Below are 10,850 nucleotides of genomic sequence, written 5' to 3'. Positions count from 1 at the left end.
CACGCCTCTGTCGCGTCACGCAGGTTTTCGCTCGTTATCTCCGGAGCTGCATGGGCAATCGTGGGTGCGGTTTCATCATGCTGCGCAAAATGCCGGGCATGTATAACTACTTCATCACCCGAACGCGTCGCTCGCGCCAGCACCACCGCGCGGTGGATCGCATGCTCCAGCTCGCGCACGTTGCCCGGCCAGCCGTAGCTCAGCAGATGGGCCCTCGCCCCCGGGCTTAACACCACGCGGGAAAGCCCCATCCTGAGACGGCACTGTTCGCAGAAATAGCCCGCCAGCAGCACCACGTCGTCCCCGCGCTCGCGCAGCGGCGGCACGGTAAGCGGGAACACGCTCAGGCGGTGGAACAGGTCGGCGCGGAACTGCCCGGCCAGCACCGCCTCACGCAGGTCGCGGTTGGTCGCCGCCAGCACGCGCACATCCACTCTTAAGCTGCGGTCATCCCCCACGCGCTGGATATCGCCGTACTGCAATACGCGCAGAAGTTTGGCCTGTAGCGACAGGGAAAGCTCGCCTATTTCATCCAGAAACAGCGTGCCGTTATCGGCCATTTCGAACTTGCCGCTGCGGTTGCTGATGGCGCCGGTAAACGCCCCTTTGACGTGACCAAACAATTCGCTTTCCGCCACGCTTTCCGGCAGCGCGGCGCAGTTGAGGTACACCAGCGGATTGACCGCGCGCGGCGACGCTTCGTGAATCGACTTCGCCACCAGCTCCTTACCGGTGCCGGTCTCCCCGAAGATCAGCACGTTCAAATCGGACGCGGCAACAATCTCAATCTCTTTTTTGAGCTGCGCCATGCCCGGCGAGAGGCCAATCATCTCCGTGTGCGCCACCTGCTCAAACGCCGCCGGGCTGCCGGGAAGGATATTCTGGCTCTCCAGCTGTTCAATCAGCAGCGCGTTGTTAAGCGCCCCGGCGGCCAGCGCGGCAATCAGGCGCAGCTCCTCGTCGCTGAAGGTGTCGAACTGGTCCGGCGACATGCCGTCGAGGGTCAGCGCCCCAATCAGGTTTTGCCCGGCAAACAGCGGCAGGCCGATACAGGCGTGCACCTTCAGGCTCTCCTGGCCTGGAATCAGCCCGTCGTACGGGTCGGGCAAGTCGCTGTCCGCCGGGAAACGCACCACGTCACCCGCGCGGGCAATGGTCTCCAGACGTGGATGGCCTTCAAGGGTAAAGCGCCGCCCGAGCACGTCCTTCGCCAGGCCGTCGATTGCCAGGGGAATAAACTGCCGCCCTTCGTAGCGCAGCAGCGCCGAGGCGTCGCACGCCAGCACGTGGCGCAGCGTGGAGATCAGCCGCTGAAAGCGGTCCTGATGGCCGATACCGGTTTGCAGCTCAATGGCGATCTTCGCCAGCACGTCTACGGAAAAGCTCATGTCTGCCTCGCTGTCATTTTGACAATGCATATTGTCATAGTGACACTGCTTTTGATAGTCAAAATGACTACCCATTACGGATCATTAAAATATAAATATATAAAAATCAATAAATTAAAAGTTGGCACGCAGCTTGATATAAGCAAACCATCCTATTTTGAAAAACGCGATATTACGCTGAGGTTTGCTATGTCTATTCTGGTTAAAAATAACATTCATTGGGTGGGTCAACGTGACTGGGAAGTGCGCGATTTCCACGGGACGGAATATAAAACGCTGCGCGGCAGCAGCTACAACAGCTATCTCATCCGCGAAGGAAAAAACGTGCTGATCGATACCGTCGATCACAAGTTCAGCCGCGAGTTCGTGCAGAACCTGCGCGGTGAAATCGACCTGAACGCCATCGACTACATCATCATCAACCATGCGGAGGAGGATCATGCCGGTGCCCTGACCGAGCTGATGTCGTATATTCCGGACACTCCGATCTACTGCACCACCAACGCCATCGACTCGATCAACGGTCATCACCACCATCCGGAGTGGAACTTCCACACCGTGAAAACGGGCGACGCGCTGGATATCGGCAATGGCAAGCAGCTGATCTTCGTGGAAACCCCAATGCTGCACTGGCCGGACAGCATGATGACCTACATGACCGGCGACGCGGTGCTGTTCAGCAACGACGCCTTCGGCCAGCACTACTGCGACGAACGCCTGTTTAATGACGAAGTGGATCAGACCGAGCTTTTCGAGCAGTGCCAACGGTACTACGCCAACATCCTGACCCCGTTCAGCCGTCTGGTCACGCCAAAAATCACCGAGATCCTCGGCTTTAACCTGCCGGTGGAGATGATTGCCACCTCTCACGGTGTGGTGTGGCGTGAAAACCCCACCCAGATCGTCGAGCTGTACCTGAAATGGGCGGCGGATTATCAGGAAGACCGCATCACGATCTTCTACGACACCATGTCCAACAATACCCGCATGATGGCGGACGCCATTGCCCAGGGCATCAACGAAGTGGACCCGAACGTGGCGGTGAAAATCTTCAACGTGGCGCGCAGCGATAAGAACGAGGTATTAACCAACGTTTTCCGCTCTAAGGGCGTGCTGGTGGGCACCTCCACCATGAATAACGTGATGATGCCGAAGATTGCCGGTCTGGTCGAAGAGATGACCGGCCTGCGTTTTCGCAACAAGCGCGCCAGCGCCTTTGGCTCCCACGGCTGGAGCGGCGGCGCGGTAGACCGTCTCTCTACCCGTTTACAGGATGCAGGGTTTGAGATGTCGATGAGCCTGAAAGCGAAATGGCGGCCGGATATCGACGCCCTGGAAATCTGTCGCCAGCACGGCCGTGACATCGCCCGTCAGTGGGCGCTCGCACCGCTGCCGGAAACCACCCCCGCCGCGGCGGTTGCGCCGGAAGCCGAAGCAAAAGCTGCCGCTGCCGACCTCGGTCCATGCATGCAGTGCAGCGTTTGCCAGTGGATTTACGACCCGGAACGGGGCGAGCCGCTGCAGGATGTCGCCCCGGGCACGCCGTGGAGTGAGGTGCCGGACAACTTCCTTTGCCCGGAATGTTCCCTCGGGAAAGACGTTTTTGATGAACTGGCAACGGAGGCAAAATGAGCCACGGTATCGTCATTATCGGCTCGGGCTTTGCCGCCCGTCAGCTGGTGAAAAATATCCGCAAACAGGATGCTAACGTGCCGCTGACGGTGATCGCCGCCGACAGCATGGACGAGTACAACAAGCCTGATTTAAGCCACGTCATTAGCCAGAATCAGCGCGCCGACGATCTCACCCGCCAGACGGCGGGGGCGTTCGCAGAACAGTTTAACCTGCGTCTGTTTCCGTACACCTGGGTCACCGATATCGACGCCGACGCCCGTCTGGTGAAAGCGAAAGATGAAACCTGGCAGTACGACAAGCTGGTGCTGGCCACGGGTGCCTCTGCGTTTGTGCCGCCGGTTGAGGGCCGCGAGCTAATGGTCACGCTCAACAGCCAGCAGGCGTATCAGGCCAGCGAAACGGAGCTTCACGACGCCACGCGGGTGATGATTGTCGGCGGCGGGCTGATCGGCACCGAACTGGCGATGGATTTCTGCCGTGCGGGTAAATCCGTCACCCTGGTCGACCACGCGGCGAGCATTCTGTCAGCGCTGATGCCCGCTGAAGTGAGCAGCCGCTTACAGCATCATCTGACCGACATGGGCGTCCATCTGCTGCTGAAATCGCAGCTGCAGAACCTGAGCAAAACCGGCAGCGGCATACGTGTAACGCTCGACCGCAGCCGCAGCGTGGAAGTGGATGTGGTGATTGCGGCGACGGGGCTGCGCCCGGAAACGGCGCTGGCGCATCGCGCAGGCGCCGAAATCAACCGCGGCGTGAAGGTTAACAGCTACCTGCAAACCACCCAGCCGGACATTTATGCCCTGGGCGACTGCGCGGAAATTAACGGCCAGGTGCTGCCCTTTTTACAGCCGATTCAATTAAGCGCGCTGTCTCTGGCGAAAAACCTGCTCGGCGGCAGTACGCCGGTGAAATTACCCGCCATGCTGGTCAAAGTGAAAACGCCGGAATTACCGCTGCATCTCGCAGGCGAAACGCAGCGTCAGGATCTGGACTGGCAGATTGCCCTTTCGCCGCAGGGCATGGTGGCGCGCGGTACGGATAATGACGGTCAGATGCGCGCCTTTGTCGTCAGTGAAGACAGGATGAAAGAGGCCTTCGCCCTGCTGAAATCGCTCCCTGCTTAACCCTCGTAATGCCGGGTGGCGCTCCGCTTACCCGGCCTACATGCAGACCCGTGCAAGTGTAGCGCCGCCGGGCTGGGTCGTTCAGGAACGTACCACCAGCGCGTCGTAGCCGCGCCAGCGGTAATTCGCCATGGAAATCAGCCAGCAGGCGACAAACAGACCCACGACGACAAACCCGGCGTTGCCCAGATTGTCGTTCACCGTGCCAATCAGATCCCAGAGGCCGCCGCTGAGGGCAAATTTATCCATCAGCAGACCCAGCGCTTCCAGCCCGCCGATAAACAGCGCCACCACCACGGAGGTGCCGGTGATGGTCATGTTGTAGTAGAGCTTGCGCTGCGGCTTGTTAAACGCCCAGCCGTAGGCGCCGACCATCAGCAGGTTGTCGAGGGTATCCACCAGCGCCATGCCGCTGGCGAAGAGTGCCGGAAAGATCATGATTGACCACACCGACATCCCGCTGGACGCGCTGGCGGCAGAGATCCCCAGCACGCCGATCTCGGTGGCCGTATCAAAGCCGAGACCAAACAGGAAGCCAACCAGGTACATCTGCCAGCTTTTATTGACGAGGCGGAAGGTCTTGCCAAACAGCCAGTTCATTACCCCGCCCTGAGCAGGTAGCGTGATGTCGTCCTGCACGGGCCTGCCGTGTTTCAGCGCCTGAAAACTGCGCCAGACGCCGCGCAGGATCACCATATTCACCAGCGCCATCGCCAGCAGGAAGGTCGCGGAAACGGCGGTACCAATCAGGCTGCCGGTTTCGTGGAACCACGCCATGTTCTTCTGAAACGCCGTGGCGGTAGCGGCGATGGCAATGGAGGCTAGCACCACGATGGTGGAGTGGCCCAGCGAGAACCACGCCCCCACGCCGGACGGGCGTTTGCCCTGCTGCATCATCTTACGCGTCACGGTATCTATGGCTGCAATGTGGTCAGCGTCCACCGCATGACGCAGTCCGTAGCACCACGCCAGCAGGCTTGCCGCCATCAGCGCCGTGCTGCCGCTAAAGGTGTGCCATGCCCATCCCCAGGCCAGCAGGTTTGCCATTACCAGAGCCAGCAGCAGAAGCGCGGCGCGAGGTTCATTGCGTAACAGTCGTAACATTTTTAGTCCTTTGTAAACATGATCGGGCAGCGGCGACCACCGCCTGCCCGAAGGAGATCGCTCCGTCACCTGCGGGCAGGCGCGAAGGAAAAAGAAGCGTAAAGTCAGAAAGATAATGACGCAGACGCGCGCGCAGCAGACGGTTGTGTAATACCCCGCCGCTGAGACAGATTGTCGAAAGCGACAGGCGCCGGGCATGAAACGCGGCGAGCTCCGCCAGCCCTTTTGCCAGCGCATCGTGAAACGCCCAGGCGCGCGCGCAGGGTTCCGCCTGCCAGCTCAGCCACTGCCGCCAGAAAAGCGCGAGGTTATCCACTTCCAGCGTCACCGGATGGTCGACACCCGCGCACTGCGATGCCAGTGCTTCCAGTCGGCAGGCCGCTTCCCCTTCGTAACGCTGCATGTCGATGCCGAGCGCACAGGCAACCGCGTCAAACAGGCGACCACAGGAAGAAGCTCGCGGCGCGTTGATGCCACGCTGGATCGCCGTCGCCAGCAACGGCCAGTTCTGGCGCTGAACCGCATGGGTTTCCGGGTACTGCTGCCAGTCGGGTACAAACGCCAGACAGTGGGCGAGCAGATTACGCCACGGCTGCATGGCCGCCAGATCGCCGCCCGGCAGCGCAACAGCAGGCAGACCACCCAAATGCGCATAGTCGAGATAGCTGACCCGCAGGCACTCTCCGCCCCACAACGCGCCGTTTTCCCCCATGCCGATCCCGTCCAGCGTCAGGGCGATAACGTCTCCGCCATCGCGCGGCCAGCCGTTTTCGGCCAGACACGCCGCGGCGTGGGCGTGATGGTGGTGTACCTCTTCAAGGGGCAACGCCTGCGCCTGCGCCCACTGACGAGCGCGATATCCCGGATGGGCATCACACACCACGCGCGCCGGCTGGAAGGCGTAAATGTCCTGCATCACCGACAGCGCGGAACGCCACTGCGCTTCCACCCCCTCGTCACGGAGATCGCCAAAATGCTGGCTCAGCACTGCCTGATTCCCACGCACCAGGCAGAAGGTGTTTTTCATCTCCGCCCCGGTGCACAGCATGGCGGGGATATTGTCGAACCCGGCAGGCAGCGTGATGGCATCGGGCACAAAACCGCGCGCGCGGCGCAGCATCGCACCGTCCCGATCCATCACCGAATCGTCCATCCGCTGCAGAATATCGCGGTTATGCAGCAGGAAACCGTCCGCGATGCCGCTGAGCTCATCCAGCGCCAGCCGGTTGGTGATGGCAGGCGGTCTGCCACTGAGGTTGCCGGAGGTCATCACCAGCGGGCACTGGCAGTCCATCATCAGAAGGTGCTGCAGCGGGTTCGCAGGAAGCATGATGCCGACGGAATCCAGACCGGGTGCGATACCTTCCGGGAACGCGGGCAGCCAGGCTTTTGGCGTGAGCACAATGGGTGCGGCGGGTGAGCGTAGCAGAGTCTGAACCGTCTCCGGCAGGTCATCCGCATGCGGGATCATCACCGCCAGCGGCTTCGCGGGCCGCTGCTTGCGTGAACGAAGCGTCGCGACCGCCTGCGGGTTCCGCGCGTCGCAGACGAGGTGAAAGCCCCCCAGCCCTTTGACGGCGACAATACCGCCGCTTTGCAGCATCGCCACCGCCGCGCGCAGCGCAGCTTCGCGCTCAGCTGTCATGTCGCCCGCACGCCACATAAGCGCGGGCCCGCAGTCCGGGCAGGCGACCGGCTGGGCGTGAAAACGGCGGTCGGCAGGATTGCGGTATTCGGCTTCACACGGCCCACAGAGCGGGAACGGTGCCATTGCCGTGGCCGGGCGGTCGTAGGGCATGGCGCGGATAATGGTAAACCGCGGCCCGCAGTGGGTGCAGTTGATAAATGGATAGCGATAACGGCGTTCGCCTGGGTCGCCCATCTCAGCCAGACACGCCGGGCAGGTCGCCGCATCGGGGACAATCTGGGTGTCCATCGTCCCGGCCGCGCTGTGGCGGATGGTAAAGTCCTCCGGCACGCGCGCCCAGGTAAACGGCTGCGCTTCCACGCGGTCAATGCGTGCCAGCGGCGGGCAGTCCTGATGCAGCCTCGCGGTAAAGGCCCCCCCATTACCCGCGAGGCGCACCAGCACGCCCTCTCCGTCATTGCAGACGTCACCGGTCAACTTAAGCGCCTGCGCCAGCTGCCAGACGAAGGGACGAAACCCCACGCCCTGCACCTTGCCGCGCACCCGCAGCTGAACGCCGTTGCTGCTCATACGGTTCAGAACAGCAGTGATGACGAGGTGTCGAACGCCGCGCGACGGCGCTTTTCGGCGCTCATCTGCTCAAGCTTGTCGCGATCCACGCAGACCAGCGCGTGCGTCGGGCAGGCTTCCATACAGGCCGGGCCGGCCTCACGGTGGTAACACAGATCGCACTTGTTGGCTTCGGCTTTCTCCGCCCGCACGCTCAGCCCCATGCCGCTGTTGCGCACCACCGGACGGACCACCACCTCCATCGCGCCATACGGGCAGGCAACCACGCAGGTTTTGCAGCCAATGCAGCGCTCCTGCATCACGTGCACAAAGCCTTTCTCGCGTTTAATCGCCCCGTTCGGGCAGACGTTCGCGCACGGTGCGTCTTCGCACTGGCGACAGATGGCGGCGGTGGAAATATTCACGCCTTTGATGACGTGGATGCGCGGCAGGAAGGTGTCAGGGGTAAGCGACGCGCAGTCCTGCTCCGCCTGATGGGAAACCACGCACGCCACTTCACAGGTACGGCAACCAATACACTTACTGGCATCGGCCATAATAAAACGGTTCATCTGCTTCTCCAGCATTACAGTTATGCGCGGAGATATTCATAAACCGTGCCAATAATTAACTTATTGATTTTATTTCATTTTAAAAATTAAAGCGGTGCCGTCATCGTCACTTATGACGATGACAGCTGTCGACATCAGCGGTGCGGGCCGTCAATAACCGAGTCGCGCAGGACAAGCTCGCCGGAGAAAATTTGCTGATATTTAAACTCACCGCCGTCGAGCATAAAGATCAGGCGGCTGATGGTCTCTTTGATCATCTCCGTTACCGGAATGCGGACGCTGGAGAGCGACGGTACAATGTAAGGCGCGATGGCCACATCGTCGAAACCGATCACCGACACCGCGTCCGGCGTGGCCACGCCGCTGTAGTGCAGTTGCTTCATGGCACCGATGGCCATATCGTCATTGCTCGCCACCAGCGCCGTAAAGCGCTCACCCCGAGCAAGCAGTTCGGACACCGCCGCCGCGCCGCTGGCGGGGTTCCACTTCCCCTGCGCAATCAGCCCCTCGCGCAGCGAAATACCGTGCTGCGCCAGCGCGTCCTTGTAGCCGGAGAGACGCTCAACCCCGGTGGGAGAATCCAGCGAGCCGGTGATAAAGGCGATCTCACGATGCCCTTTCGCAATCAGTTGTGACACCGCGTCCTGGCTGGAGGCTTTATGATCGGACCACACGCTGTGGCTGCTGTTTTTCCGCAGGCGGCGGTTGAGCACCATAATGGGCTGCTCGCACTTCTCGACGATCTCATCCATCTCTTCCACGCTCAGAAAACGCGGATAGATGATCACCGCGTCGCAGCGCATATCGAGCAGATACTGGATCGCCTCGCGCTCTTCATCGGCGCTGTGCTTGCCGTCCGCGAGGATCAGCTGCCGCCCTTTCTCCTCCGTCATGCGCGCGGCGTGAAACAGCAGCTCGCTAAAGTAGACGCCGTGATACAAGGTGTTGGTCACCACCAGGCCCAGCGTCTGGGTACGTTTGGTCGCCAGGTTGCGCGCCAGCAAATTTGGGCGATAGCCGCTCTCTTCAATGGCCTGAAACACCCGATCTTTGGTCTCCTGGCTGACATAGCCATTGCCCGACAGTACCCGGGATACCGTCGCTTTCGAAACGCCTGCCCGCTTCGCCACTTCAAGCATCGTGGTCATGTTGTTATTCCGTCTGAATCTGATGGAGCGCAGTGTACTGCACTGCAGAAAAATTGTCGCAGCGGCGACATCACGCTTTGGGTTCCTGCTGGTGATCGGCGTCACGAAATAAAAAAATGGTCAAAAAGCGATCTTGTTTCATTCATAAAAACTCATGATGATTATGTGGAACCGGTTTCCTACATTTCACACAACGATAACAGGATCACATTCGATGGCCAAAAATTACGCTGCGCTGGCGAACGACGTTATCAGCGCGCTGGGCGGCAAAGAGAACATCGTCGCCGTCACCCACTGCATGACGCGACTGCGTTTCGTTCTGAAAGACGAAACCCTCACCGACGCCGCGCGCCTGAAAAGCATCAGCGGCGTGCTCGGCGTGGTGCGTAACGACAACCAGTGCCAGGTGATTATTGGCAATACCGTCTCTCAGGCGTACCGCGAGGTGGTAAGCCTGCTGCCCGCTGACCTGCAGCCCGCGGTGCCGGAAGGCCCGCAAAAGCTGACGCTTCGCCGCATTGGCGCCGGGATCCTCGACGCGCTGATCGGCACCATGTCCCCGCTGATCCCGGCGATCATCGGCGGCTCAATGGTCAAGCTGCTGGCGATGATCCTCGAGATGACCGGCGTGCTGCCCAAAGGCGCGCCGACGCTCACCATTTTGACCGTCATCGGCGACGGCGCGTTCTTCTTCCTGCCGCTGATGGTGGCGGCCTCGGCGGCGGTGAAATTCAAAACCAACATGTCGCTGGCGATAGCCATTGCGGGCGTGCTGGTGCACCCGAGCTTTATCGAGCTGATGGCGAAAGCCGCGCAGGGCGAGCACGTTGAGTTAGCGTTTATCCCGGTGACGGCGGTGAAATACACCTACACCGTCATCCCCGCGCTGGTGATGACCTGGTGCCTGTCGTACATCGAGCGCTGGGTGGATCGCATTACCCCGGCGGTGACAAAAAACTTCCTCAAGCCAATGCTGATCGTGCTGATTGCCGCCCCGCTCGCCATCGTGCTGATTGGACCGCTGGGCATCTGGATCGGTAGTGCGATTTCCGCGCTGGTCTACACCATTCACGGCTATCTGGGCTGGCTCTCCGTGGCCATCATGGGCGCGCTGTGGCCGCTGCTGGTCATGACCGGCATGCACCGCGTGTTTACGCCAACCATCATTCAGACCATTGCCGAAACGGGCAAGGAAGGGATGGTGATGCCGTCGGAAATTGGCGCCAACCTGTCGCTCGGCGGTTCGTCGCTGGCGGTGGCGTGGAAAACCAAAAACCCGGAGCTGCGCCAGACGGCGCTGGCGGCGGCGGCCTCCGCCATCATGGCGGGGATCTCTGAACCGGCCCTGTACGGCGTCGCAATACGTCTGAAACGCCCGCTGATTGCTAGCCTGATCAGCGGCTTTATCTGCGGCGCGGTTGCCGGTATCGCGGGTCTTGCCAGCCACTCGATGGCGGCACCGGGGCTGTTTACCAGCGTACAGTTCTTCGACCCGGCGAACCCGATGACCATCGTCTGGGTGTTTGGCGTGATGGGTCTGGCAGTGGTGCTGTCGTTTGTTCTGACCCTGATACTGGGCTTTGAGGATATTCCGGTCGAAGACGACGCCGAAAAAGCGCGCGCCCTGCAGACCGCACCGGTACAGAACAACGCAGCAAAAGCATAAATTGAAAGCGAGG

At 60.7% G+C, this 10,850-nt stretch carries 8 protein-coding genes; 3 read left to right on the top strand and 5 right to left on the bottom strand.

The annotated features are described in order from the left end of the window. Positions 1 to 1,388 (bottom strand): nitric oxide reductase transcriptional regulator NorR (gene norR, locus LJA86_RS17200; RefSeq protein ID WP_229226481.1); only part of this gene is annotated, 1,388 nt, incomplete at its 3' end. Between the two features lie 189 nt (positions 1,389 to 1,577). On the opposite strand from norR, the gene norV reads away from it, so the two are divergent. Further along, positions 1,578 to 3,020: an anaerobic nitric oxide reductase flavorubredoxin gene (gene norV, locus LJA86_RS17195; protein WP_196352691.1), complete on the top strand. Its 1,443-nt coding sequence runs from the start codon at positions 1,578 to 1,580 to the stop codon at positions 3,018 to 3,020. Next, the gene (norW, locus tag LJA86_RS17190; protein ID WP_229226480.1) at positions 3,017 to 4,150 is read left to right on the top strand and encodes an NADH:flavorubredoxin reductase NorW; all 1,134 of its coding nucleotides are present in this window, start codon (positions 3,017 to 3,019) and stop codon (positions 4,148 to 4,150) included. The genes norV and norW overlap by 4 nt, the downstream gene beginning before the upstream one ends. Positions 4,151 to 4,231: 81 nt before the next feature. Here the strand turns inward: norW and LJA86_RS17185 are convergent, their stop codons facing one another. The 4 genes from LJA86_RS17185 to LJA86_RS17170 form a co-directional block, all read right to left on the bottom strand. Further along, the gene (locus tag LJA86_RS17185; RefSeq protein ID WP_045908512.1) at positions 4,232 to 5,254 is read right to left on the bottom strand and encodes a HoxN/HupN/NixA family nickel/cobalt transporter; all 1,023 of its coding nucleotides are present in this window, start codon (positions 5,252 to 5,254) and stop codon (positions 4,232 to 4,234) included. Then, the gene (hypF, locus tag LJA86_RS17180) at positions 5,232 to 7,472 is read right to left on the bottom strand and encodes a carbamoyltransferase HypF (protein ID WP_229226479.1); all 2,241 of its coding nucleotides are present in this window, start codon (positions 7,470 to 7,472) and stop codon (positions 5,232 to 5,234) included. Before hypF ends, LJA86_RS17185 begins: the two co-directional genes overlap by 23 nt. A gap of 5 nt (positions 7,473 to 7,477) precedes the next feature. Further along, on the bottom strand, positions 7,478 to 8,023 hold the full coding sequence (hydN, locus tag LJA86_RS17175) for an electron transport protein HydN (protein WP_008499565.1): 546 nt from the start codon (positions 8,021 to 8,023) through the stop codon (positions 7,478 to 7,480). A 134-nt stretch (positions 8,024 to 8,157) separates the two neighbouring features. Further along, positions 8,158 to 9,171, bottom strand: a complete 1,014-nt coding sequence (locus LJA86_RS17170; protein WP_229226478.1) for a LacI family DNA-binding transcriptional regulator — start codon at positions 9,169 to 9,171, stop codon at positions 8,158 to 8,160. Positions 9,172 to 9,385: 214 nt separating this feature from the next. Here LJA86_RS17170 and ascF point away from each other — a divergent pair, with 214 nt between their 5' ends. Further along, positions 9,386 to 10,837 (top strand): PTS cellobiose/arbutin/salicin transporter subunit IIBC, encoded by a 1,452-nt coding sequence (ascF, locus tag LJA86_RS17165; RefSeq protein WP_196346637.1) that lies wholly within the window; start codon positions 9,386 to 9,388, stop codon positions 10,835 to 10,837. Positions 10,838 to 10,850: the final 13 nt, after the last annotated feature.

Origin of the sequence: Enterobacter sp. TCD1-1, assembly GCF_020567405.1 — a bacterium.
GTDB lineage: Bacteria > Pseudomonadota > Gammaproteobacteria > Enterobacterales > Enterobacteriaceae > Enterobacter > Enterobacter quasiroggenkampii.
Note: the sequence above shows the minus strand (reverse complement) of the source record. Positions and strands in the feature narration are given on the sequence as shown.

Excerpts from the sequence above, each read along its gene's own strand:
- hypF (WP_229226479.1), bottom strand. The coding sequence starts at position 7,472 with ATGAGCAGCAACGGCGTTCAGCTGCGGGTGCGCGGCAAGGTGCAGGGC.
- LJA86_RS17185 (WP_045908512.1), bottom strand. The coding sequence starts at position 5,254 with ATGTTACGACTGTTACGCAATGAACCTCGCGCCGCGCTTCTGCTGCTG.
- LJA86_RS17170 (WP_229226478.1), bottom strand. The coding sequence starts at position 9,171 with ATGACCACGATGCTTGAAGTGGCGAAGCGGGCAGGCGTTTCGAAAGCG.
- hydN (WP_008499565.1), bottom strand. The coding sequence starts at position 8,023 with ATGAACCGTTTTATTATGGCCGATGCCAGTAAGTGTATTGGTTGCCGT.
- ascF (WP_196346637.1), top strand. The coding sequence starts at position 9,386 with ATGGCCAAAAATTACGCTGCGCTGGCGAACGACGTTATCAGCGCGCTG.
- norV (WP_196352691.1), top strand. The coding sequence starts at position 1,578 with ATGTCTATTCTGGTTAAAAATAACATTCATTGGGTGGGTCAACGTGAC.
- norW (WP_229226480.1), top strand. The coding sequence starts at position 3,017 with ATGAGCCACGGTATCGTCATTATCGGCTCGGGCTTTGCCGCCCGTCAG.